The organism is Exiguobacterium sp. BG5(2022) (assembly GCF_031844365.1).
Taxonomy (GTDB): domain Bacteria; phylum Bacillota; class Bacilli; order Exiguobacteriales; family Exiguobacteriaceae; genus Exiguobacterium; species Exiguobacterium profundum.
Window position 1 is genome coordinate 581,727 of record NZ_JAUZVB010000001.1, and the last position, 23,287, is coordinate 605,013.

Here is a 23,287-nt window from a genome sequence, read left to right on the forward strand (position 1 = left end):
AGTGAACCATGAATGGAGCGAAGTAGGGTCGCACGTCGACAAGATTCGACGACGAATAAACGCAAAAAAACTGGGAAACAACCAAAGACGAAAAGTAAGAAACCGATGTGGAAACGCATCTTTTTATTAGGTTTCATGTTATTTATTGCTGCGGTAATCGCATTCGGCGCATATACGGTATATGCCATTGCGACGGCACCAGAACTAGATGAAGACAAACTTGTCGATACGTATCCGATTCAGTTGCTTTCGGCTGAAGGAGAACCGCTCGAAGGGGCGGGTCAGATTCGAGAGTATGTCTCCATCGACGACATCTCTGAAGTGATGCAACAAGCGGTCGTGTCCATTGAAGACCGTCGTTTCTATGAGCATAACGGGATTGACTTACGTCGAATCGGCGGAGCCGTCGTTGCCAACTTGACAGAGGGTTTCGGTGCAGAAGGTGGATCGACCATCACACAACAATTGGTCAAGCAGTCGTTCCTTTCGACAGATAAGAAGTTGAAACGTAAGCTTCAAGAACAATGGCTCGCACTCAAACTCGAGCGTGAGTATACGAAAGAACAGATTTTAGAGATGTACTTGAACAAAAACTATTACGGTAGTGGCGGATACGGTGTGCAAACCGCATCGAAACGTTACTTCAATAAGCCGGTCTCTGAGGTCAATTATCAAGAGGCCGCGATTCTCGCAGGTCTCCCGCAACGTCCAAGTGCCTATGATCCAATCAATGGTGATCAGGAGTTGACTCGCTACCGTCAAGAGCAAGTCTTGTCCGCAATGAAACGTGACGGACATATTTCTGAGGAACAATACAATGAGGCACTCGATGTTGCCATTGCTGACGTCATCTCACCAGGTGAAGAGACGGAAGAAGAAGCGTTCACACGTGCGATTTACTCTCGTGTATTGAATGAGTTAGAAGAGGACTATGGTCTTGAACAGTCAGATATTTACGGGACTGGTTTGAAAGTTTATACGTCAATCAACAAAGAGTTACACACAAAAATCAACAGTGATATTAAATCGAATAATGTTAATTTACAAACAAGTAGTTTCCCTGAAGATTTACGAATGGGTGCAACCGTCTTGAATACAAAGACCGGTGAAATTGTCGCTATCGTAGACAGTCAACAGGCGAAGCAAGGTGATACCACATATCGTGACTACTCAAATGAGAAGTATCAAATCGGATCGACAGCTAAACCATTTTTCGATTATGGTCCTGGAATTGAAAATGGGCAGTGGTCGACAGGTAAAGTGTTGCTTGACGCTAAATTAGATGGCACATATAGTCCGAATAACTATTATTCAGGTTTCCGTGGACCAAATACGATGCGCCAATACTTGAAAATTTCAGCGAACACGCCAGCAGTTCGTGCTTTCCAAGAAGTGCGGGATGAGTATGGACAAGAAGCAATCGAATCGTTCGTTAAAAATGTAGGAATCGAACCTTCATATTCTGGCGATGAACTCAACGAATCTAATGCTTTAGGTACGGCAGAAGCGAGCACGACACAGATGGCTGCAGCTTATGCAACACTTGGTGCGAATGGGATGTATACAAAACCGCACTTGATTCAAAAAATTGAATTCAATGATGGTTCAAGTATTAATTCACCGATTAAAGCCAAGCAAGCGATGGAAGATTATACAGCGTATATGTTGACAGACATGCTTCGTGATGTTGTGAGTGCTGAAGGTGGAACTTATGTACCTGGCGCATTCCCATGGGACGTAGCAGGTAAAACGGGTACGACGAACGAGCCTAACTCTACAAATCCGAAAGATAAATGGTTTACTGGTTATTCTACGGATTACTCGATCTCAGTATGGACGGGAAAAACGAAAGATTCGACAGTCGCTTCGTTCGATCCTGACTATGCCCAATACTATTTCGAGTATATGATGCAACAAGTGACGAATGCGACGGGACAACCGGATCGATTCCAACGTCCAGACTCAGTCTTGTCACTTGGTAATGAGCTTTATGTAAAAGGAACAAAACCAAAAGATCTTCAACCTGAGAAGTTGGTTGCTCCGACTGGGGCAAGTGTTAACTACGATGAAGAAGGTCAAACCGGTTCTGTCTCATGGTCATACGATTTCGATGGTGCACAAGCCGATGGTTATACGGATATCACGTTCACGGTGACACAAAAGTCAGCCGATGGAAGTGAGCAAGTCGTCGGAACGACCGGGGAGACGAGTGTGAATATTGCAAACTTGGCCGAAGGAGACACAACGTTTACTATTGTCGCAAATGCGTCGAACCCGTTGACGGGAGAACAGCAATCGGCACCGGCACAAGCGAGCTATTCGATTGAACCGAAAGAGGAACCGACGGAAGAAGAGGAAAACCCTACTGATGAGGGGAATTCCGAAGATGAACCATCAGACGAAAATAACGGGAACGGGAATGATAACGGAAACGGGAATGGTAACGGAGACGGAAACGGCGAAGATACCACCGACGAACAAACTCCTGATGAACCGGCTACGGATGAAGGTTCTGGCGAAGGTACAGACGAACCAACTGACGGAGATGATTCAGGAACTCCGTTAGAGGGACAATCCAATGGTGAATCGTCAGACACGAATCGTGGAAACAATAATTCAAACAATGGGAATAACTAAGGAGAGCAGGGCGACATTGTGCGCCCTGTTTTTCGTTTGACTTTGTTATAATGAAAAGAAAGGGAACAGGATGGTGACACATGGTTCAACTCTCTTTAAAACGCAAGATGAAAGTATTACTTGTCATGGATCGACTGCAAGACGATGATTTCGGCGTGCCTCTCGGTGGACATCTCGGGTTAAAGCTTTCACATGTGCTCTTAAAAGAGTCCATACCGTTTGGGCGTCTCATCCAGGACCAAACCGTCGCCGAAGCAATCGGACATGCTTACTTGAAACGAATCGGAGTCGAGACCATGTTCACGGGCGAAGAATCCTATTATCCAGAACTTCTTCGTGGCAACCGTCAACTCATCTCAACAAACGAAGATTATTATAAAACGGTGCAACGCTACGTCAAACATCTTTTAGCGGTTCATTCGAAATGTACGAAACTACATACCATCGTCTTGTTCGGACGGTCGACGCAACGTCTGTTTTCAGATGCGCTCTTCCGTCTCGAAGAAGAAAATGAGCATGTCGCTGCTACATTTAAAGACATGGCCATCTTTCAGATGCCCGCTGTATCGAGAGTGGTACGAGATGAACGGATTCATCAAATCCGACAAGTCGTAGCGGACCTTGCACCTTCGAATGCGTAATGAAAGAAGGTGACTAGATGCGAAAATCTCGCTCTGTCGAAGAAATCATAAAAGAATTAAGAGATGATCCTGGTTTTTCAAACCACGTACGTCATTGGCACACGGTCGATGCACGTCCGGCCCAATATGCCCCAATTCCAGAGCAGGTGCCTGAACAATTGGTGAATGTACTTAAGAATCGTGGAATTGAACAGCTGTATACGCATCAAGCCGAGGCTGTGAAACAAACGGCGGCTGGCCATTCGACGGTCATCGTAACACCTACGGCATCAGGAAAAACACTGTGTTATAACTTACCCGTCCTATCCAAGATGATTGAAAAACCTACAGCACGTGCGCTTTATCTTTACCCGACAAAAGCACTCGCGCAAGATCAAAACAGTGACTTGATGGAGATGATCGAAGCCCTTGAAGGGAATTTGCGATGCTTCACTTATGATGGCGACACATCACCTGCGGCACGAACGAAAGTTCGCGATGCGGGCAATATCGTTATCACGAATCCCGATATGTTACATTCCGGCATCTTACCTCATCATACGAAATGGATTCGTCTATTTGAGAACTTAGAATACATCGTCGTCGACGAACTCCATACGTATCGCGGCGTGTTTGGCAGTCACGTGGCGAACGTGTTTCGACGTTTAAAACGAATCTGCGCCTATTATGGTAGTCACCCAAAATGGATCATGACATCGGCGACCATCGCGAATCCGCTTGAACTTGCCGAGCTATTGACGGAAGAAGAAGTCGTATTAATCGATCGAAACGGGGCACCTCAAGGCAAGAAACACCTTGTCTTCTATAATCCGCCTGTCGTCAATGAAGCACTCGGAATTCGTCGTAGCGCAACGCTCGAGACGAAACGAATCGCCTCGAGGCTCGTGGAAGCGAACATACAAACGATTGTATTTGCGCGGTCGCGCGTACGTGTCGAGGTGCTATTGACCTATTTGCAGGAACTAACACGGCGGGAGCTCGGACCAAAGTCTATTGTCGGTTACCGTGGCGGCTATCTTCCATCTGAACGCCGAGAAATCGAACGACGGTTGCGGAACGGGGAAATCAAAGCGGTCGTTTCGACAAACGCGTTAGAGCTCGGTGTCGATATCGGTCAACTTCAAGCATGCGTCTTAAATGGATATCCAGGGACAGTCGCTTCGTTATGGCAACAGGCTGGGCGCGCCGGTCGTCGGCATTCAGAGTCACTCGTTGTATTTGTCGCATCCTCGTCATCACTCGACCAACTCGTCGTCGAACAGCCGGACATGATTTTAAATCGCTCACCGGAAGCGGCACGTCTTGACCCGAATAACTTGATTATTCTAGTAGACCACATCAAATGTGCCGCTTTTGAGTTGCCGTTTCAAAAGGGAGAGCGGTTCGGAACAGTCGACACGGAAGATATATTAGAGTTTTTGACGGATGCTCACGTCTTACACGAACGGGCCGATAGGTACTATTGGATGACGGATTCGTTCCCGGCCCATGACATCTCGCTTCGGACGAGTGATCAAGAGAATGTCGTCATCGTCGATCAGACGGCGAAGCATCAAGTTATCGGTGAAATGGACACGTTCAGTGCCATGACGTTGTTACATGATGAAGCGATTTATTTGCATGGAGCCGAACAGTACCAAGTCGAAAAACTCGATTTTGAGGAGAAGAAAGCATATGTCCGCCGGGTTGACGTTGACTACTATACGGATGCGAATTTAGCAGTTGAACTGAAAGTACTCGAAGAGAACAAGTCAGACGGAGCGAAGACGTTTGGTGAGGTATCGGTCATCGCGATGGCCACCTTGTTCAAGAAAATAAAATTCGGGACGCATGAGAACATAGGGTCGGGTCCGATTCATCTACCGGAGCGAGAGTTGCATACGACAGCTACATGGTTCACGTTAGATGAGCGATTCGCCTATTCGGAGGCGGACCTCGAAGATCAACTTGAAGCGGTCAGCGATTTGATGAGGCGACTTGCGCCACTTTATCTCATGTGTGACACGCTCGATTTATTCACTACGATTCAGATGAAGTCGACGCATACGAGTAAGCCGACCGTTTATTTGTACGACCGGTATCCAGGAGGCATCGGTCTCAGTGAGGCGCTCTATAAAGATGCAGACATGGTGCTTGAAGCGGCAGAACGGACGGTATCCGACTGTCCATGTGAGAGCGGATGCCCCCGTTGTGTCGGCATGATTGGATACGGTGATTTCAAACAGCAAGTCATCCGTCAGTTGCAAGCATTGAAAGGAACGATATGAAAGCTAAACTATCTAGATTAATCAAAACGAACGAACCTGGCCCAAAAGCTAAGGTCACGAGCCCTGACGAAGTGGAGCAACAAAAGTGGAAGGATCATGGGGGCGAGATTTTAACGTTTGAGGGGGAATGGTGTGTCCGGATTCGAAAGACATATCCGCTCGACGAGGTGTATCACGACTTCAAGTTTGGAGAAGCAAGAAAGATGATGCGTCAAACCGAGCACCCGTTTTTCGTCGTCGACTTAGAGCCCGACCAAGTCCTGTTCATGGATACGGAAACGACCGGGTTACGCGGTTCAGGAACATCAATCTTTTTGATTGGATTTGCTAGGATTCAAGAAGGACACCTTGAAATGATTCAATACGTGTTACCTCATCCGGCGTTTGAAACCGCCTTTTACTATCATTTCTTGCAGGATATTGGAGATGAGGTTCGTTTCGTTACCTATAACGGGAAATCATTTGATTGGCCCCAAATCAAGACGAGACATACATTCGTCAAATCCAGGGTGAAACAATTACCTTCAGTGGGTCATGTCGATTTACTTCACGCTGCAAGACGATTGTTAAAACCGAGGCTTGAATCGGTATCATTAAAAGCAGTCGAAGCATACTTCGGTCATGAACGAACGGACGACCTTCCTGGATTCTTGGCGCCGATGCACTATTTTCAATATGTCAAAGAGCGGAATCCTGAAATATTGCTCCCGGTCCTCGAACACCATCATGCGGACTGTTTAAGCCTTGTCTCTTTGTATACACGTCTCAGTCAACTCGTTACGACCCCGGTAACTGATTTTGGAGAGGAACGTGCTCACTGGTTACATGACCTTGGCGAACAAGATCAAGCGCTGAGGGAGTTTGAGCAACTCTCGAGTCCATCGAAGCGTTCCATCATGCGGCAAGCGATGATATTAAAACGAGCTGGACGATTCGAGGAGGCCATTCCGCTATTTGAGTCGCTTCATACGATTGAAGGGTATGTCGAACTCGCCAAGTATGCAGAGCATAAACAAAAAGACATCGCTTTGGCGATTGATTACACGGAGCGAGCCATGAAGCTCCTCGAACAAAAGCGAACAGTGCTACGTCAAACTATCGACCGTGAGAAAATTGAATTGGAGCATCGACGAGCTCGCCTAGAAAGGAAGCAAACATGAAAGTAGTAGCCGTCACAGGATATCGTCCTCATGAACTCGGCATTTTCAAAGCGGATCATCCAGGAATTGAAATCATTCAAGAAGCTTATCGGAAAAAGATACTTGAAGTCATCGAATTAGGTGCTGAATGGTTCATATTAAGTGGAACGAATGGTTGTGAATTGTGGGCTGGACAAGTATTGTTAGAGTTAAGAGAAACCTATCCGATTAAAATTGCCGTGTTTCCTCCATTCTTAAATATGGATGAGCGCTATAAACCATTCGAACAAGAACTATTTGTGCAACTGCAACTCGAGGCAGACTTTTTTGAACCGCTGACACAGCGTCCATACGAAGACCCGAGTCAACTACGCGCAAAAACGGCATTCTTTTTAGATAAAGCAGAAGGATTGATCACCTTGTATGACGAAGAAACGGAAGGAAGTCCCCGCTTTTTAGTCGATGGGGCTCGGCGGAAGCCGAACATGGAAGTTTTCCTAATCACACAAGAAGACTTACGAGTCATTGAAGAAGAAAAACAATGGGAACAACAATGGGAGTGATATGATGCAAACGGAATTAACAGCAGAAGCGATTTATAAACAAGAATTCAAGACGGCGTTACGTGGTTATTCACAAGAAGAAGTCGATCAATTTTTAGATGTCGTCATTCGCGATTATGAAAAAATGGCGAAAGAAATCGAGCGTCTTCAAAAAGAAAACGACTCGTTGCGACGGGAACCTGCGCCTGCGTCGGAACCAGTTAAACCAGCACAACCGGTTGCGTCAAATTATGACATGTTACGCCGTATCTCAAATCTCGAAAAAGCGGTCTTTGGAAAGCAAGTCGGTCCAAGCGAATAATGAATAGGGGGTGGAGTCTATGTTGCAAGTGTTAACGGCCACGGAGAAACAACCAGTCAAACAACAGACAAAAAAGCTGTTTCGTGTGAAAGAAGAAGTGATGAAAGCACCAACCTGCTATACAGATCGTCTCGTCGAAAACATCAGACAAACATGCCGATTTGATTGGATGATGATTGAACAAGTCAAATTAGGGGATGATCTCGTTCATTACGTGCTCGTCGGACCTAAAGGCGTATTCTTGATTCAATTAAATCGAACTCCAGCCTCCGTCCATATGACAAACCGGGAATGTCGAACCGAGACCTCGATGGGGTGGAAACAGGTTTATCCTCACCCTGTCACGGAATTAGAACGGATGACCAAACAAGTGCGGTCACGATTAAAAAAAGAGTGTAATCAAGCAATTCCCGTCTATTCGTTTTTAATCTTCCCGGAAACGGAACGATTGAAGTTAGAACGAATTAAGGCGAATTGTGGAGATTCATTCGCTCTGGTGGATCAGGTGATTAGTAAAACGAACCTTGAGACGTTGACAGAGCCGCTCGTCAAACAAATCGCCTATTATTGTTCTGAGCGACAAGTACATAAATAAGAAGAAGGCCGAATACCAATCATTCGGCCTTCTTCTTATTTTAAAAGTTCTCTTGCTTTTGCTGCATCATCTCGGTGTACGAATAGTGCAACGCGATCGTCCAAGTTTTTTGCGAGCGGTTTTAATAACTTTCCGGTCGGAAGTCCTTGTTCCACACGACAGGTGATGCCCCGCTCGGTCAAGTAATGATAATCACCTAAGAGTTCTTCACCTTGTTTCCCGAATGCTTCACCGAAACGAACCCACTTCAAGTTGCGAATTGTTCGAATCGTGACCAAGATGACAAACAAAATGGCGAGTGCGATGATCAATAATGTTTCCAATGCCTTCAACCCCTTCTTTACACAAGTTTAATGGTGTGGCGAGTTGAAAGCAATATGGAGCGAACGGTATACTGAAATGGAAAAGAGGGATGAAATGAAAAAACCGATTCAATCGAGACGAGAGGCAATCTCACTACTAGAAAATCAGCAAGTACTCTATATTCGAATTCATAACGGACAAACGGGCATGATCAAATCGACAGAGGAAGGTATCATCGTGGCCATTCCAAATGAAGAGACAGATCAAATCGATTTTCGAAAACTAGAGGACATCGAGGCGTTTGAAGCGTTTTATGATTTGACGCTCTCGAAACCAGGGATTTTGTATGTAAACGTTGAAGAGTAATGACATGGAGAGCTTCACCATTTCGGTGGGGCTCTCCATTTATACACGTTTAAGAGGAAGGCAGCCAGACAGCTAACTTGTCCTGTAACGGCTTTAGGCGAACGTGATGTTGCTTATGCAACAAATAACCGTCTGGGCGAATGACTAGTATGCCACGTTTCATAAAGAGAGATTTGGCAAGTTCGTTCCCTTGATCAAAGAACGGGCGACTCGTCTTAGATAAGGTGATGGTTTGAATGAACGGTTGGTTCTCGTTCAAATAGTCATAGATGGATGACAAATCACGTTTCCCATCGTCAAATACAAGCACTTGAAACCGTCCGTCCGCGATTTCCGATATTTTAGTCCGAAATCCGTCATCCGTTCGTAAAATCTCTGTCTCCGGAAAAATTTTTCCTTCCGCGACGCGACGAAACGGTAATCGTAGCGCATTCGGATACGACAAATGAAGTTGAGAGATCCGTTCGGTGATTTTTTGGTTGATGAGATTGACACGTGTGAAGACATCGGCACCGATTGCTTGGAACGGTAAGAGCATCGGAAGTGTCGTCTGTAACATCTCCGTAGCGATATTCGTCGTCTGTAGCACGTTACGGGCTACGTGCTCCCGCTCGTCCCGATAAGTGGACACAACGTGATGGGGAGCGCCAGTTTTGAGATGCAACCATAGTTTCCAACCTAAGTTGAAGGCATCTGCAATCCCAGTGTTCATCCCTTGTCCACCGACCGGGGAGTTAATATGTGCCGCATCCCCCATGAGAATGATGCGGTTGTGAATGAACGTATCGACCATGCGATTATGCACGCGGAATAAGGAGAACCATTCAACGTCGCGAATATGGACCGGCATATGACTGCGTTGTTCCACCAATTCTTGAAGGTCCGATTCTTGGAATGATTCATCCGTTCTCAAGTTTCCTGTGATGCGAATCGTTTCATCCGTGAGCGGGAAGACTTCGAGCACTCCACGATCCGAGAAAAAGATATGAACCTCTTCACGGGATATCGGCCAATCAGCCTTCAAATCGGCTAGCACCCAAGCCTCTTTGAACGATTTACCACTAAACGGAAGGGCGAGCATCCGACGAACCGAACTGTTGGCTCCATCGGCGGCGACAACGTATTTCGCTTCAACAGCACGAGTTCGCCCGTCTGTAGCGGTCAAATGTGCGATGGTACGGGATGGGTACTGGGTGATGGATGACAACGTTTCACCGCGCTTCACAACATGACCATGTTTTTGTAGAGCACGTTCTAATATTTCTTCGGTTTCATTTTGACGTAATAACGTCACGAACGGATATGGGGTCACGAGTTTGGAGAATTCAAGTTTTGCTGTCCACTGTCCCGAAAAATATAGATTCCCCCGTTCAATTGTTCGGGCACGTTCTAGCACTTCTTGAGCAACATCCAAACGAGAAAACACTTCGATGGTCCGCGGCTGGATTCCGATAGCTCGTGAATTATCCGACGGGGTCGTCTTACGATCAATGATTTGAAAAGATACGCCATATCTAGCTAAAGTGAGTCCGAGCGTCAGGCCGGTTGGCCCGGCGCCGACAATCAATACATCTACTTGTTCGTCCACGCTGATCAACTCCTATCATTAATATTGATATTTCCGACATTGGCAGCGACTAAACGAAAAGTAGGGTATAGAACGGTATATGATATTCGATGATGGAAGGTGAGTGAACATTGTGCAGCCATGGATCACAGAAGAACAGATTCGAGATAGTTTTACAATGGATGAAGATTATGAACAAACAGCTGCAGTGTTAATCCCACTCGTTCAGATTGATCAGGATTGGCACGTCGTGTTTGAAATACGAGCTCACACGATGCGACAGCAGCCTGGGGAGATATCATTTCCAGGAGGACGCCTCGAAAAAGGAGAGACGCCCGTTGAAGCAGCAATACGAGAAACTTGTGAAGAGTTAGAGGTTTCTGCAGATAAAGTAGAGGTCGTAGGCAAATTGCGACCGCTTGCTACGCCGCATCGCCAATTGATTTATCCGTTTGTCGGAATCCTATCGGAAGTACCAAGTGTAGAAGGGACGGATGAGGTCGATCACTTGTTTACCGTACCGATTTCCACATTACTCATGATTGATCCATTCCACGGAGAAATGGAATGGACGATGAGTCCGGATCAAAATATTCCACTTGATCGATTGGCGAATGCTAAAGCGTACGAAAAACGGGTAATTAAAATGAGAGAACCTTTTTATGAGCATGAAGACTACATCATTTGGGGACTTACTGGAAAATTCTTGACACAATTTATTAAACGGATAAAAGAAAACGTATTCAAACGGTTATAATTTCGTTATAATGATAGAAACAAATTTAGATTGGAAGTGAATGGGTGTGTCTGAAGAATTCCTCGTAGGTGATATCGTGAAGTCGACTCGTGAAGGATGGGTCGCTGAAGTGACCGCCGTACTGACCAATACTGTGATCGGTGACGTCTCGATTATGGAAGAGTTTCAACAGCTCGGACTCGAGTTCGAGAAACAAGTTTTACTAAAATCAGAATTGGAATTGATTGAACGCGCCAGCTGACCTTTTTCTGAAAGGGATGATTCAGGTGTCCATTGACAAAAAAGTACGTGAATGGCAAGAGGCGGGTTTATTGGATGAAGCGACGGGATTAAGACTAGTCGACTATGAACATAAACGACGGGCGGCTAGTGAGCAACATGACCACAAGCCGCCCGTTTTGGTCATTGTCGGATCCATCTTGTTGGCTCTTAGCCTATTCAGTTTCGTCGCAGCCAACTGGCAAGCGATTCCCGGCCTTTTGAAAATCGGTTTGTTTCTTCTTTTTATGGTTGGATTCTATGTCTTTGCCGAGCGGGTTCGCTTGAAAACACCAAGATATGTCACGCTGTTACGTGTACTAGGGTTCGTTTTCTTTATCGCGACCATGGCGGTCATCTTCACGACGTATAATCTGTCTGGCCAATTGACTCTATTGTTCTGGATCATCTTTGCGATGGCCGTACTTCATCGCGTCTTGTATGAGCATGTTTTCTTCTCCATCCTCTCTGCGATTACCGCATTTATGGCCGTCACTAACAGTTTCGAAGGGATCGGTCTGACGTTAATCGCTTTTGGACTGATAGTCACATGGGCGTGGTTCCATTTCGTTGATGAATCGTTGGATCGCACGTTCGCATGGTTGACCTTTTATGGTCTTCTCAATATTTTCGGTCAGTATATCGATTATGAGGGAAGACTGTGGCCGCTTTGGTCACTCGTCATCTTGCATGCATTGCTCTTGTTCTATCGAAAACAAGCAGTTTGGCAAGCAACGTATCTCTTCATTGCGGCCGTTCTATCAATTGGTTATTTAATTAATGTGACAGAGAGTTGGCTCTCTCAAAGACCGCCTTCCGTCATTGAAGCGACACTCTTGTCGGTTGCACTCGTTGCCGTCTATTTGATTCATAGACGGAATGATCTTCTGTGGGTAAGTCTGCTGGCAGTTATCCCATTTGCACTCTTTGAAGATTCAGGAGTTTTACTGGCAATCATCATCGAAGTGATTGCACTTGCTTACTTGATTCGCCAAGACGTGACACGACGACCGACAATTTTCGCCTTCATCTATTTCTTAATCGTTCAAATGACAATTTACTTCATCTACGTGTGGGATCGGCTCGACATCTCACTCTTCTTCTTGATTGGTGCGTTAATCGTCTTTGCGTTGTCACTCGCACTATGGTGGCGTAATCGAACGAGAGGGGATGTGACGACATGAAACGATTTTCTGTTTGGCTTGTCCCGGTTGCTCAAGTCTTGATTGCCATCGTCTTTGTGATTCTTGTCTATGCCATATCGTGGGTCGGGGAGACGTACACGTTTAAAGGGTCTTCGTTCGAACCGTATGACCCTTATTTTGGGGATTCCATCTATCTCGAATATGATGCCTTCAAAGGACGACAAGATGTCGAAACCGGAACGGTATATGTTTCCTTTAAAGAAGGGGAAGATGGATATGCTGTCCTCGATCGGATTGAGTCGAAACCGTTTTTTGGTGGCATTCGGGCAAACTACTATGATCGTCTTCTTTATATAGAAGAAATGGGTTCGTATCGTGTGTCGGAAGATGAGATGGATGCGATAAAAGGTAAGCAATCGTTCACGGTTCAAGTTGATGTCGCACCGTGGGGTATGCTCAGAACGTATGAAATTGAGCCAAATGAATAAGCGTTAATCATGACAGGAAGATTACAGGTTTGTTACACGATTGATTGTAACGAATCTGTAATTTTTTTGTGAACTCATGGAATATCAACGTTTATTTCAATTATTACAATCTGTAACCGATTTTTTTGTCATATGTCAGGAATGTTTCACTTCGATAAAATCACTACTTTGACGGGACTTCGCGTGGTAAATTAACATCTGTTCGTTACATAACGAGAAAGGTGATGACCTTACTACGATGAAATTATTAAAATATATGATCGTCATTGGAGCTACGATGATGGGGTTGTTCACATTCATCGATCAGGCAGATGCTGCACAGATCGGAATCGGGACAGAACAGAAAATCGTACAAAACCCGCTTGAACTAGAACGCCAAGCAATTGAAGAAAAACGACAAAAAGAAATCGCCCGACAAAAGAAACTTGCTGAAGAAAAACGCATCGCAGAAGAGAAACGGATCGAAGCAGAACGTCTTGCGGAAGAGAAAGCAAAAGAAGAAGCAGAGAAAGCAAGACTGGCGAAACTTGAAGCAGAACGAAAAGCGGAGGAAGAGCGAAAAGCAGCGGAACAGGCAACAGCTGCAAAAACGTCGGCTTCTGCCACTCAATCAGTCAGTGCAACACCAGTATCTACATCTAAAAAAGTCATTACAGTCGAATCGACAGCTTATTCAAATGATGTTGCGGATAACAAGGCGTACGGCGGTCGTGTATTAACGGCCACGGGTCATGATGTGACTGATTCGATTTATTATAACGGAATGCGAATTATCGCCGTCGACCCAGCCATCATTCCTTTAGGGTCAAAAGTCCACATCCAAGGTGTCGGTGATGCGATTGCCCTTGATACAGGTGGTAGAATAAAAGGACATATCGTCGATTTACTCGTCGATTCAAAACAGGACGCGATCCAATGGGGGCGTCGACATATTGAAGTAACGCTATACTAAAAATCAGGTTCTCCAATTAGGAGAGCCTTTTTTTGTTTAACAAAGTAGAGAAACGGGCAAATTACTATTTGAATTTCCATTTTGGAAATAGTTGAGGAGGGATCAGGTTGATTGAGTTTCGTGATGTATCAAAACGTTATGAAGACGGGACGTTAGCCGTCAAAGAATTAAGCTTAACAGTAAATAAAGGAGAAATCTTCGTATTGATCGGACCTTCAGGTTGTGGCAAGACAACGACGATGAAAATGGTCAATCGATTAATCGATCATACGGACGGAAAAATTTTAATTGATGGAAAAGAAATCTATCAATTCGATATTTTTGAGTTACGTCGAAACATCGGTTATGTACTCCAACAGATTGCATTATTCCCTCACTTAACAGTGGAAGAAAATATCTCTGTCGTACCTGAGCTTTTGAAATGGAAAAAAGAACGAACGAAAGACCGTGTGACCGAATTGATGAAGATTGCCGGTCTCGACCCGAAACTTCGCTCGAAAAAGCCAGCAGAATTATCAGGAGGTCAACAGCAGCGCGTAGGCGTGTTGCGTGCTTTAGCTGCAGACCCGGACGTCATCCTCATGGACGAACCCTTTTCTGCGCTTGATCCGATCAGCCGTGGTCAATTGCAAGATGATATTAAGCGCTTGAATGACGAACTTGGCAAAACGATCTTGTTTGTCACACACGACATGCAAGAAGCGATGAAGCTTGGTGATCGCATCGCGTTAATGCGTGATGGGGAACTCATGCTAGTCGGTACACCAGAAGAAATCTTGGCGAGTGAAGATCCGTTCGTCTTAGAATTTACACAACGTGGAAGAGGTGAGCTAGATGCTTGAGACGTTCCAAAATAGACAAGGACAGCTTGTCGAGGCACTGATTGAGCACTTGCAGCTCTCTGTCGTATCGCTTTTGATTGCCGTATTGATTGCCGTACCATTGGGAATCTGGCTGACGCGCCGTAAGAAAATCGCCGAAACCGCCATTGGTGTCACTGCGATTATTCAAACGATTCCGTCGCTTGCCTTACTTGGTTTGATGATTCCGCTCGTTGGAATCGGGGCATTACCTGCTATTATTGCGCTTGTCTTATATGCGCTCCTACCTATTTTACGAAACACGTTCACCGGTTTAAACGAAGTGGATAAATCGTTGCTTGAAGCCGCTCGAGCTTGTGGGATGAAGCCGAATCAAAGTTTGATGAAAGTTGAACTCCCGCTTGCTTTACCGGTCATCATGGCTGGTATCCGGACCGCGATGGTTCTGATTGTCGGTACGGCGACGCTCGCTGCTTTAGTCGGAGCAGGTGGACTCGGTACGCTGATTTTGCTCGGGATTAACCGGAATGACAATTATTTAATTTTACTCGGGGCCATCCCGGCCGCGATTTTGGCACTCTTATTTGACTTCTTGTTGCGTCAGATGGAAGGTGCGACGGCGACTCGAAACAAGGCGAAATTGATTGCTGTTTCTACTGTCCTCGCCTTGGTCATCGTCACACCGCTCGCGTTCGGTCGTTCGCAAGAAACAGACCTTGTCGTTGCCGGTAAACTTGGTCCAGAGCCGGAAATCCTAATGAATATGTATAAGTTGTTGATTGAAGAAGAAACAGATTTGACTGTATCTGTGAAACCGAACTTCGGGGAGACGACATTCGTATGGGGCGCACTCCAATCTGGAGACGTTGATATTTATCCGGAGTTTACAGGTACGGCACTGGCGAGTCTCGTCAAAGAGACACCTGAATCAAACGATGCCGGTGAAGTTTACGAACAAGCGAGAGAGGCACTGGCAGAAGAAGGATACGTGATGCTCGAACCGATGCAGTTTAATAATACGTATGCGCTCGCGATTCCACGTGACTATGCCGAGGCGGAAGACATTACGGCTATTTCAGATTTACGAAACGTACAGTCTGATATTCAAGCCGGGTTTACACTTGAATTCACTGACCGTGAAGACGGTTATCCAGGACTTCAAAACGAGTATGGGCTTGATTTCCCGTCTGTCGTCTCAATGGAGCAAAAATTGCGCTATCGCGCCATCGCACGAGGGGATGTCAATCTAGTCGACGCTTATGCGACGGACCCTGATATCGCCGAGAACGACCTCGTCGTTTTAGAAGATGACCGACAATTCTTCCCGCCTTATCAAGGAGCACCGCTTATGAAAGAGGAGACACTTGAAGAGTATCCAGAAATCGAGGATGCGCTCAATCAGCTCGCAGGTAAAATTACAGACGAACAGATGTCTGAATTGAATCGACGTGTCGCGTACGGAAATGAACGCGCATACGATGTAGCGAAAGACTTCTTAGAACAGGAAGGGTTACTATGAGAGCTTTGATTATTTCGAATCCGAAGTCCGGCACGAGCGAAACGATGCTCGGAGAGGTCATCGGAACGATTGAGTCGCTCTATGAAGAAATCATCATCAAGAAAACATCGGAAATTGGGGATGCGCTCAATCAGCTCGCAGGTAAAATTACAGACGAACAGATGTCTGAATTGAATCGACGTGTCGCGTACGGAAATGAACGCGCATACGATGTAGCGAAAGACTTCTTAGAACAGGAAGGGTTACTATGAGAGCTTTGATTATTTCGAATCCGAAGTCCGGCACGAGCGAAACGATGCTCGGAGAGGTCATCGGAACGATTGAGTCGCTCTATGAAGAAATCATCATCAAGAAAACATCGGAAATTGGGGATGCGCTTCGATTCGCGAAAGAAAGTAAACCGTTCGACCATCTGATTGTCATTGGCGGTGATGGCACGCTAAATGAAATAGTGAATGGGTTGATGACCTTAGAGCGCGACGAGCGTCCGACAGTCGGCATCATTCCTGCCGGGACGTGCAATGATTTCGCACGAGCGCTTGAACTGCCAATTCAACCGACACAGGCGGCAAGTGTCATCAAGTCGCATCATGAACAGCATGTAGACGTCATTCAAGTTGATGAGATGTACGCCCTCAATTTCGTCGGGGTCGGATTGATTGCAGACACATCACGTCAAATCGATCCAAATGAGAAAGAATCGTTAGGTTCGATTGGCTACTTTTTAGCGACCATCCGCCAATTTCGTGAAGCCGACCCGTTTGAAATTCGATTGCGACGTGGGGATGAGATGCTCTATGAAGGGGATGTCAGTTTTCTATATGTAGGAAACGGGAGCTATCTTGGGACCGTACCAACGAAACTGGAGACGCAATCGTTTTCGGACGGGCTGTTAGAAGTGGTACACAGCTCGGCAATCGGATTCCCGATGATTCGTCAATTGTTAGCCCAGCAACTCGGTCTTGATCAAAAATCGGCGGAGTGGAATCACTTTCAGGCTTCACATGTTGAAGTCGAGTTAAACGAACCTCAAATCATTGATATCGATGGTGAACATTTCGAAACCGATCACTTGACGATACGGATTCGAGAGCGAGCCCTCACGTTTTTAACGCCATAAAGCATCAACAGAGAAAAGTATTCAGACTTTTCTCTGTTTTTTTGTTGTCCTCATCTTGGAACCGTGTTAGTATTTCACTATTATTATGAAAATGAAATGAAAAAGAGGAAGTAGGGGTAAACATGGCGCAAAATTCATTCGCCTCAAAAATTGGATTCATACTAGCTGCCGCAGGGTCAGCAATCGGTTTAGGTGCAATCTGGAAGTTTCCGTATGTCACCGGAACGAGCGGGGGCGGTGCCTTTTTACTCATGTTTTTGGCGTTCACATTATTACTTGGTCTGCCATTATTGATTGGAGAATTCATTGTCGGACGTTCGACTCAAAAGACTGCGCTTCTTGCTTTCAAACAGTTAGGGCATGGCCGTTGGACCATTATCGGCTACTTAGGTGTCCTTGCTTGTTTCTTGTTACTTTCCTTCTATAGTGTCATTGGAGGATGGGTCCTCATCTATATTGGACTCGGTTTAAGTGGGACGCTCAGTGGACGTTCGGCTGACGAATTTGGTGAGGTGTTCGGGAACGTCGTATCGACACCTGAAATTGCCGTACTCGGACAATTCTTGTTCCTCTTAATCACACTCTTAATTGTCTTACGTGGCGTTGAAGCAGGGATTGAACGAATGAGTAAAATTTTGATGCCACTCTTGTTCATCAGTTTCTTAGTTCTCGTGGTCCGCTCGTTGACGCTTGACGGAGCGATGGAAGGCGTTCGTTTCTTCTTACAGCCTGACTTTTCTGCATTGACTGGCGAATCGGTATTGTTTGCCCTCGGACAGGCGTTCTTCTCCTTATCGTTAGGGGTGGCAGCGATGCTGACATATGCGTCTTATATAAAGACGAAAGGAACATTGAACCGGTCGGCTAACATGATTGTCTTGTTGAACATTGCGGTTTCACTTTTAGCAGGTCTAGCAATCTTCCCGGCAGTCTTTGCATCAGGTCTTGATCCGGCTGAAGGTCCGGCGTTACTCTTCGTCGTTCTACCGGCAGTCTTCAATCAAGTACCGCTCGGTGGATTCTTCATGGTCTTGTTCTTCCTATTGTTCGCTTTTGCATCGATTACATCATCGATTGCCATGTTAGAAGTCGTCGTCGCAGGTGTGACCGATCGTCTAAATGAAAAGAAATCATCATGGACGAAAAAGAAAGTGACGGTGACAGCCGCTCTTCTCGTCTTCATCGTGGGAGTACCATCCGCGCTGTCATTCGGACTCTTAAGTGATGTACAGATTTGGAACGGTCGGACGTTCTTTGATACGATGGACTATCTCGTCAGCTATATTTTAATGCCGATCGGTGCACTCTTGACTTCCATCTTTGTCGGTTACATCGTTGACCAACGCGTCTTAAAGGATGAAATCGAAACATCAAAACCTGGTGTGAAGCTGTACCCAATCTGGCATGCACTCATTCGCTATGTCATTCCTGTAACTGTCGCGATTGTTATGGTTTCAACATGGATGACCACGTAACAAACGAACTGTAGACTCTATGAGTCTACGGTTTTTTTCGTCTCGCAACGGGAAAGTAGTCGATATAGGTAGTTGATTCTACACCTGTGGACGGAGGTATCGACGAATTTTATTATGCTAAAATGATAGGGATGACGAAACTTTTGTTGAATGGTTTCGTAATGTACAATAGAAGTAACATGAGATGAGGTGAAAAGAATGAAAACATGGATGAAATGGGCCCTGACAGGGGCAGTCATATACTTTGCCATTAACGTATTCGATTTCTCCTGGTTATTCATTATTGTAGGGGCGCTCGTCTTGAATGAAGTATGGTCGACGAACAAGCGCAAACATCGTCAACGTACACCGACAACGGTGGCAAAACGTGCCAAAAAGAAACTGTTACTCGATGAGGAAGAATCGTTTTCTGGATCGAGGATTTTAAAACCGATCGAAGAGCCGATGCCTACGCGACAGTTCGAGGCGACAGACGATTTAGAGCTTCAATTTTTGCAACGGACGATTGAGCAAGGATATGAGAAGTTACAACAAATCGACCGTGTTCTTCCAGATATTAAAGATTTAGAAGTGAGGCGTGAAATGAAGGCCGTCTCGAAAGAAGCGCACGAATTGTTCGAAGAATTATTCGAAAATCCACAAGACGCAAAGCATGTTCGAGACCTGTTCACATTCTATTTAGATTCCCTCGTCTCGGTCGTCTTGAAATTTAAAGAGCTTGAAGGAAAACGGGTCGTCATTCAAGAAGAGACTCGGGAACAATTAATCACAAATATGCGACTAATTGTCGATAAATTTAAAGAACAACGCGGACGTCTCCTTGAAGATGACGCCGTAGACTTTGAACGTGAACTGATCATGATGGAGCGCGTCTTGTCTGATCAGCCGGAAGGGAGAAAGAAACATGACTTCATCGAATGAAACGAACTGGCAGTCATGGCCGGAAGAAGAACTGACTTCTGATACGAAAACAAAAACGGAGACGGAGGGGTTCAGTGACCCATCTGTCGAATGGTCATCCGTTACACAGTCACATGAAGTGCCAGCCATTCAAGCGAAACCAGACGTGCCTCAAGAGCATCGCGAGCGCATCACACGATTGGCTGAATCCATTGATATTAAAAAGACAGACTCTGTTATGTTGTTCGGGTCGAATGTCCAGCGCGAACTTTCCCAATTCTCTGATCAAATTTTGACGGAAGTGCGGATGAAAGATGGCGGCGATGCCGGTAAACTGTTGTCTGACTTGATGCAAAACGTCCGTAAGATGGACCCAGATATGCTTCAACCGGAGAAAAAGAGTTTCATGGATAACATTCCGCTCATCGGTCGTGCGAAGAAGAAGGCTGAAAACTATAAGCTTCAGTTCGAAAAAATGAACGTCTATTTGGAAGAGGTCATCCATAACCTCGATCGTGCGAAGTTCGGTCTCATGAAAGACATCACGATGCTCGATCAAATGTATGATAAGAACAAGCGATATTTCGAAGAGTTGAACGTCTATATCGCCGCGGGTGAGACAAAACTTGACCATGTACGGGAACACGAGATTGCCCCGTTACGTCAAGAAGTAGAAATTTCTAAAGATCAATCGAAGCTTCAACAATTGAACGATATGATTCAATTAGCGGACCGTTTTGAGAAAAAGTTGCACGATTTAAAATTGAGTCGTACCATCAGCCTTCAAATGGCACCTCAAATTCGAGTCATTCAGCAGAATAACCAAATCCTTGCTGAAAAGATCGAGTCAGCGGTCGTCAACACGATTCCGCTTTGGAAAAACCAAGTCGTTCTTGCACTCAGCTTGACGCGCCAGAAAACGGCACTTCGTATGCAGCAGGACGTGACGAAGACAACAAATCAACTGCTTGAGCAGAACTCGAAGATGCTCAAAGATTCATCGATTGAAATCGCTCAAGAAAATGAAAAAGGGATTGTCTCTGTTGAATCACTGAAAGTCGCTCACGAGAACTTACTCTCTACGTTAGATGAAACGTTACGCATCCAGCAAGAAGGGAAGCAAAAACGTCGTGACGCAGAGCGCGAACTTGACCGCATGGAGCACGAATTGAAGGAGAAAGTCATCGAGATCGCTTCGAAAAATAAAGAACTACCAAAGGACACTGGATACTAAGGGGGAAGTCTGAGCAATCAGACTTTCCTTTTCTACGAGGAGGGACTTGAGTGGAGAAGCAACGATTGTGGGATGAGACGTGGTTATTATTCGCTGATATGATGGCCGAGCGGCACTCGAAGTGTGCATCGAAGAGTGTAGCCTGTGTCATTGTAAAAGACGAAAAACCGATTTCAATTGGCCTGAATGGTACACCATCTGGTCATACGAACTGTAATGAAATCTATATCAAGCAAGAAGATGGGTTCTATAAGCATGCCGACTATGTTGCATCGACAGATTTCGATATGATTAACGAACCGGCACGACTCATCCGAGATGATGTGACATATATCAAGTGTACAGACCCATTTGATCACCATCACTGGTCGAAGCAACATGAAATCCATGCGGAAATCAACGCGATTGGAAAACTCGCTGCCGATTCAACGAATGCATTTGGTGCGACGGCGTATGTCACGCATTCACCATGTCATGCCTGTTCACTCGCCTTAATTGCGGCACGCGTCGCGCGAGTCGTTTATGCTGTCGGTTATGAGCATGGGGATGGGTTAGAATTGATGCGTGAAAGCGGGATTGAAGTGTTACATATGCCACTTGAAAAAATGTACAAAAATACATTGTAAACGTTTTCATTAGATGATATATTATTAATGTACTGCCAATGGTGTTTTACTCTTCCATTATTCGCCCCTCCTCGGAGGGGCCTTTTTTTTGTTCAAAATGAGGTGAGACAAACTTTACACATAATGTTCAATATTTCACAATATACACTTTAAAATCTCTTATATAATAAAAGTAGATTCAAGAGAGGGGAATTTACACATGGAAAAACTCGTTCGCTTTACAGATGGTGCATATGAAGTAGAGGCGTTGATCACACTCGAAGAAGTGTGGGAAGATAAATTTGCGATTGGCATGCACAAGGAGCTTGCCGTCAAATCATTAACCATTAACGGAAATGAAGTATCAGAGATTAAACATGTTCGTGCACTCCTTCGATACTATCCGACGCTTGGTGTATCAGGAATCTTGTTGGCATTAGATAAGGCGGCTGCTGAGATTGTCTCATTGTCGAAAGATCAAGATCCAGCGCTCCAATACGTTGAACTCGTGGCCATTCAAATGGACGAGGAAGCGACAAACGACTTGAAAACATTATATGCGGCAATGTGATCTCAATTGGGTGAACCATTTCACCCAATTTTTTATTGCATCTTTTATTCGTTATGGTATGATGTTTACAGATGAAGAAATGGAACGCCATATCGTTGTCAACCATAAGCATGGGGATCTAGATAGCTAGATCGCTGTCAAAAAGCCACGTTCATAGGAACGTGGCTTTTTTTTGTTCAATGAAGTCGAATCCAGCCGCCACATCTTGAGCGAGGTGCGCATCCGAACCCATCGTGAACGGGATGTGCAGGTCGTTCGCGGATTTTGCAAGTCCGGCGACGTAAGGTACCCCACAATCCGGTTTTCTGAGTCCGGCCGTGTTGAAGTCAAGTCCGAATCCCCGGTCGGCAATCATCTGTAACAGACGTATTTCTTCCTCTTTTACTTTTGAGCGGTCCCATTCATAGTTTCTTTGATACTTTATCGGGAGATCGAGGTGTCCGATACGAGCGACACGGATGTCTTCCCACGAAAATGAGAGACCCTGTTCAATCGACTCATAATAAGCTCTCATTACGCTCTCGAATGAGCCAAACGCTTTGATGAGTTCATCAAACGTCTCGGCAGAATAATCAATCGGCATATAGGCGCCATCTCTATATAGGAAATGCTGCGATAAAATGACTTCATCAATCAATGGTGCGAAAGGCTTGAGTAAGGCAATGGTCTCTTTCTCTAAATGAGGCAATAAGTCGACTTCTAATCCAACTTTAATGTCGATAACCGCTTGATACTGCTGTTTCATCTGATGCAACGTATCGAGGTATTCTGGAAGTAGATCAATCGACATCGCCGAGTCTTGATTCGGGACCGGGTCGGTGAACGATGGGGGGAAAGGCGCATGTTCTGTGAACGTCATCGTTTGCAGGCCTTTTTCGATCCCGACTTGAATATAGTGTTCAATCGGGTCATTTGTACCGTGTGGACAAAAAGGGGTATGCACATGGCCATCGTGGGTAAAGTTAAACATCGATTACACGTCCTTTTCAGTTCATTTGGTTGACAGGTGTTTATCTGTTTGATAAATTTAACACAATACTTTAGTTTGGTAAAGTGATAACAA

At 45.4% G+C, this 23,287-nt stretch carries 24 protein-coding genes and 1 pseudogene; 22 read left to right on the forward strand and 3 right to left on the reverse strand.

Annotated features, from left to right (window positions below):
• Positions 1–12: 12 nt before the first annotated feature.
• The 7 genes from Q9R25_RS02990 to Q9R25_RS03020 all read left to right on the forward strand — a co-directional run bounded on the left by Q9R25_RS02990 (position 13) and on the right by Q9R25_RS03020 (position 8,143).
• Positions 13–2,637 carry a transglycosylase domain-containing protein gene (locus Q9R25_RS02990; protein ID WP_214691019.1) on the forward strand — a complete coding sequence of 875 codons (2,625 nt, stop codon included), beginning with the start codon at positions 13–15 and terminating at the stop codon, positions 2,635–2,637.
• A gap of 80 nt (positions 2,638–2,717) precedes the next feature.
• Positions 2,718–3,278, forward strand: coding sequence for a hypothetical protein (locus Q9R25_RS02995; RefSeq protein WP_159562151.1), 561 nt, complete (start codon positions 2,718–2,720; stop codon positions 3,276–3,278).
• A gap of 17 nt (positions 3,279–3,295) precedes the next feature.
• A complete protein-coding gene (locus Q9R25_RS03000) occupies positions 3,296–5,545 on the forward strand; it encodes a DEAD/DEAH box helicase (RefSeq protein ID WP_214691018.1) in 2,250 nt (749 codons plus the stop codon).
• Positions 5,542–6,705, forward strand: a complete 1,164-nt coding sequence (locus Q9R25_RS03005) for a ribonuclease H-like domain-containing protein (RefSeq protein WP_214691017.1) — start codon at positions 5,542–5,544, stop codon at positions 6,703–6,705. The genes Q9R25_RS03000 and Q9R25_RS03005 overlap by 4 nt, the downstream gene beginning before the upstream one ends.
• Positions 6,702–7,247, forward strand: a complete 546-nt coding sequence (locus Q9R25_RS03010) for an SLOG family protein (protein WP_214691016.1) — start codon at positions 6,702–6,704, stop codon at positions 7,245–7,247. Before Q9R25_RS03005 ends, Q9R25_RS03010 begins: the two co-directional genes overlap by 4 nt.
• A gap of 4 nt (positions 7,248–7,251) precedes the next feature.
• The gene (gene gpsB, locus Q9R25_RS03015) at positions 7,252–7,548 is read left to right on the forward strand and encodes a cell division regulator GpsB (protein WP_084543127.1); all 297 of its coding nucleotides are present in this window, start codon (positions 7,252–7,254) and stop codon (positions 7,546–7,548) included.
• A gap of 19 nt (positions 7,549–7,567) precedes the next feature.
• Positions 7,568–8,143, forward strand: coding sequence for an NERD domain-containing protein (locus tag Q9R25_RS03020; RefSeq protein WP_214691015.1), 576 nt, complete (start codon positions 7,568–7,570; stop codon positions 8,141–8,143).
• Between the two features lie 35 nt (positions 8,144–8,178).
• On the opposite strand, the gene Q9R25_RS03025 is transcribed toward Q9R25_RS03020, so the two are convergent.
• On the reverse strand, positions 8,179–8,466 hold the full coding sequence (locus Q9R25_RS03025) for a hypothetical protein (protein WP_074037157.1): 288 nt from the start codon (positions 8,464–8,466) through the stop codon (positions 8,179–8,181).
• Between the two features lie 94 nt (positions 8,467–8,560).
• On the opposite strand from Q9R25_RS03025, the gene Q9R25_RS03030 reads away from it, so the two are divergent.
• The gene (locus Q9R25_RS03030) at positions 8,561–8,812 is read left to right on the forward strand and encodes a hypothetical protein (RefSeq protein ID WP_074037156.1); all 252 of its coding nucleotides are present in this window, start codon (positions 8,561–8,563) and stop codon (positions 8,810–8,812) included.
• Between the two features lie 49 nt (positions 8,813–8,861).
• Here Q9R25_RS03030 and Q9R25_RS03035 read toward each other — a convergent pair whose 3' ends face one another.
• Positions 8,862–10,400 carry an FAD-dependent monooxygenase gene (locus tag Q9R25_RS03035; RefSeq protein ID WP_311282765.1) on the reverse strand — a complete coding sequence of 513 codons (1,539 nt, stop codon included), beginning with the start codon at positions 10,398–10,400 and terminating at the stop codon, positions 8,862–8,864.
• Positions 10,401–10,512: 112 nt separating this feature from the next.
• Between Q9R25_RS03035 and Q9R25_RS03040 the strand changes: the two genes are divergently transcribed.
• The 14 genes and pseudogenes from Q9R25_RS03040 (at position 10,513) to Q9R25_RS03105 (ending at position 22,224) form a co-directional block, all read left to right on the forward strand.
• Positions 10,513–11,136, forward strand: coding sequence for an NUDIX hydrolase (locus Q9R25_RS03040; protein ID WP_311282766.1), 624 nt, complete (start codon positions 10,513–10,515; stop codon positions 11,134–11,136).
• Positions 11,137–11,176: 40 nt separating this feature from the next.
• Positions 11,177–11,377, forward strand: a complete 201-nt coding sequence (locus tag Q9R25_RS03045) for a DUF2187 family protein (protein ID WP_012726121.1) — start codon at positions 11,177–11,179, stop codon at positions 11,375–11,377.
• A 16-nt stretch (positions 11,378–11,393) separates the two neighbouring features.
• Positions 11,394–12,578, forward strand: a complete 1,185-nt coding sequence (locus Q9R25_RS03050) for a DUF2157 domain-containing protein (protein ID WP_251131853.1) — start codon at positions 11,394–11,396, stop codon at positions 12,576–12,578.
• Complete coding sequence (locus Q9R25_RS03055) at positions 12,575–13,027, forward strand: GDYXXLXY domain-containing protein (protein WP_159562160.1); 453 nt, start codon at positions 12,575–12,577, stop codon at positions 13,025–13,027. The genes Q9R25_RS03050 and Q9R25_RS03055 overlap by 4 nt, the downstream gene beginning before the upstream one ends.
• Positions 13,028–13,265: 238 nt before the next feature.
• Positions 13,266–13,979: a 3D domain-containing protein gene (locus Q9R25_RS03060; protein ID WP_230872804.1), complete on the forward strand. Its 714-nt coding sequence runs from the start codon at positions 13,266–13,268 to the stop codon at positions 13,977–13,979.
• Positions 13,980–14,086: 107 nt separating this feature from the next.
• Positions 14,087–14,803: pseudogene (locus Q9R25_RS03065) on the forward strand (ABC transporter ATP-binding protein); the annotation flags it as partial.
• A 10-nt stretch (positions 14,804–14,813) separates the two neighbouring features.
• A complete protein-coding gene (locus Q9R25_RS03070; RefSeq protein ID WP_074037152.1) occupies positions 14,814–16,319 on the forward strand; it encodes an ABC transporter permease/substrate-binding protein in 1,506 nt (501 codons plus the stop codon).
• Positions 16,316–16,570 (forward strand): glycine betaine ABC transporter substrate-binding protein, encoded by a 255-nt coding sequence (locus Q9R25_RS03075; protein ID WP_311282767.1) that lies wholly within the window; start codon positions 16,316–16,318, stop codon positions 16,568–16,570. Before Q9R25_RS03070 ends, Q9R25_RS03075 begins: the two co-directional genes overlap by 4 nt.
• Complete coding sequence (locus Q9R25_RS03080; protein WP_311282768.1) at positions 16,567–17,439, forward strand: diacylglycerol/lipid kinase family protein; 873 nt, start codon at positions 16,567–16,569, stop codon at positions 17,437–17,439. The genes Q9R25_RS03075 and Q9R25_RS03080 overlap by 4 nt, the downstream gene beginning before the upstream one ends.
• Before the next feature lie 122 nt (positions 17,440–17,561).
• Positions 17,562–18,914, forward strand: coding sequence for a sodium-dependent transporter (locus Q9R25_RS03085; protein ID WP_215244022.1), 1,353 nt, complete (start codon positions 17,562–17,564; stop codon positions 18,912–18,914).
• Positions 18,915–19,112: 198 nt separating this feature from the next.
• On the forward strand, positions 19,113–19,835 hold the full coding sequence (locus Q9R25_RS03090) for a 5-bromo-4-chloroindolyl phosphate hydrolysis family protein (RefSeq protein ID WP_311282769.1): 723 nt from the start codon (positions 19,113–19,115) through the stop codon (positions 19,833–19,835).
• Positions 19,819–21,048, forward strand: coding sequence for a toxic anion resistance protein (locus Q9R25_RS03095; RefSeq protein ID WP_078146774.1), 1,230 nt, complete (start codon positions 19,819–19,821; stop codon positions 21,046–21,048). The genes Q9R25_RS03090 and Q9R25_RS03095 overlap by 17 nt, the downstream gene beginning before the upstream one ends.
• Before the next feature lie 50 nt (positions 21,049–21,098).
• Positions 21,099–21,674, forward strand: coding sequence for a deoxycytidylate deaminase (locus Q9R25_RS03100; protein ID WP_215244020.1), 576 nt, complete (start codon positions 21,099–21,101; stop codon positions 21,672–21,674).
• 199 nt (positions 21,675–21,873) lie between these two features.
• Positions 21,874–22,224 carry a hypothetical protein gene (locus tag Q9R25_RS03105; protein WP_074037147.1) on the forward strand — a complete coding sequence of 117 codons (351 nt, stop codon included), beginning with the start codon at positions 21,874–21,876 and terminating at the stop codon, positions 22,222–22,224.
• A 151-nt stretch (positions 22,225–22,375) separates the two neighbouring features.
• On the opposite strand, the gene hisJ is transcribed toward Q9R25_RS03105, so the two are convergent.
• A complete protein-coding gene (gene hisJ / locus Q9R25_RS03110; RefSeq protein ID WP_074037146.1) occupies positions 22,376–23,194 on the reverse strand; it encodes a histidinol-phosphatase HisJ in 819 nt (272 codons plus the stop codon).
• Positions 23,195–23,287 lie beyond the last annotated feature (93 nt).

Coding starts and splice junctions, on each gene's coding strand:
- Q9R25_RS03020 (WP_214691015.1), top strand. CDS start 7,568: ATGTTGCAAGTGTTAACGGCCACGGAGAAACAACCAGTCAAACAACAG.
- Q9R25_RS02995 (WP_159562151.1), top strand. CDS start 2,718: ATGGTTCAACTCTCTTTAAAACGCAAGATGAAAGTATTACTTGTCATG.
- Q9R25_RS03090 (WP_311282769.1), top strand. CDS start 19,113: ATGAAAACATGGATGAAATGGGCCCTGACAGGGGCAGTCATATACTTT.
- Q9R25_RS03105 (WP_074037147.1), top strand. CDS start 21,874: ATGGAAAAACTCGTTCGCTTTACAGATGGTGCATATGAAGTAGAGGCG.
- Q9R25_RS03080 (WP_311282768.1), top strand. CDS start 16,567: ATGAGAGCTTTGATTATTTCGAATCCGAAGTCCGGCACGAGCGAAACG.
- Q9R25_RS03055 (WP_159562160.1), top strand. CDS start 12,575: ATGAAACGATTTTCTGTTTGGCTTGTCCCGGTTGCTCAAGTCTTGATT.
- Q9R25_RS02990 (WP_214691019.1), top strand. CDS start 13: ATGGAGCGAAGTAGGGTCGCACGTCGACAAGATTCGACGACGAATAAA.
- Q9R25_RS03000 (WP_214691018.1), top strand. CDS start 3,296: ATGCGAAAATCTCGCTCTGTCGAAGAAATCATAAAAGAATTAAGAGAT.
- Q9R25_RS03095 (WP_078146774.1), top strand. CDS start 19,819: ATGACTTCATCGAATGAAACGAACTGGCAGTCATGGCCGGAAGAAGAA.
- Q9R25_RS03060 (WP_230872804.1), top strand. CDS start 13,266: ATGAAATTATTAAAATATATGATCGTCATTGGAGCTACGATGATGGGG.
- gpsB (WP_084543127.1), top strand. CDS start 7,252: ATGCAAACGGAATTAACAGCAGAAGCGATTTATAAACAAGAATTCAAG.
- Q9R25_RS03010 (WP_214691016.1), top strand. CDS start 6,702: ATGAAAGTAGTAGCCGTCACAGGATATCGTCCTCATGAACTCGGCATT.
- Q9R25_RS03050 (WP_251131853.1), top strand. CDS start 11,394: ATGATTCAGGTGTCCATTGACAAAAAAGTACGTGAATGGCAAGAGGCG.
- hisJ (WP_074037146.1), bottom strand. CDS start 23,194: ATGTTTAACTTTACCCACGATGGCCATGTGCATACCCCTTTTTGTCCA.
- Q9R25_RS03005 (WP_214691017.1), top strand. CDS start 5,542: ATGAAAGCTAAACTATCTAGATTAATCAAAACGAACGAACCTGGCCCA.
- Q9R25_RS03030 (WP_074037156.1), top strand. CDS start 8,561: ATGAAAAAACCGATTCAATCGAGACGAGAGGCAATCTCACTACTAGAA.
- Q9R25_RS03070 (WP_074037152.1), top strand. CDS start 14,814: ATGCTTGAGACGTTCCAAAATAGACAAGGACAGCTTGTCGAGGCACTG.
- Q9R25_RS03045 (WP_012726121.1), top strand. CDS start 11,177: ATGGGTGTGTCTGAAGAATTCCTCGTAGGTGATATCGTGAAGTCGACT.
- Q9R25_RS03085 (WP_215244022.1), top strand. CDS start 17,562: ATGGCGCAAAATTCATTCGCCTCAAAAATTGGATTCATACTAGCTGCC.
- Q9R25_RS03075 (WP_311282767.1), top strand. CDS start 16,316: ATGAGAGCTTTGATTATTTCGAATCCGAAGTCCGGCACGAGCGAAACG.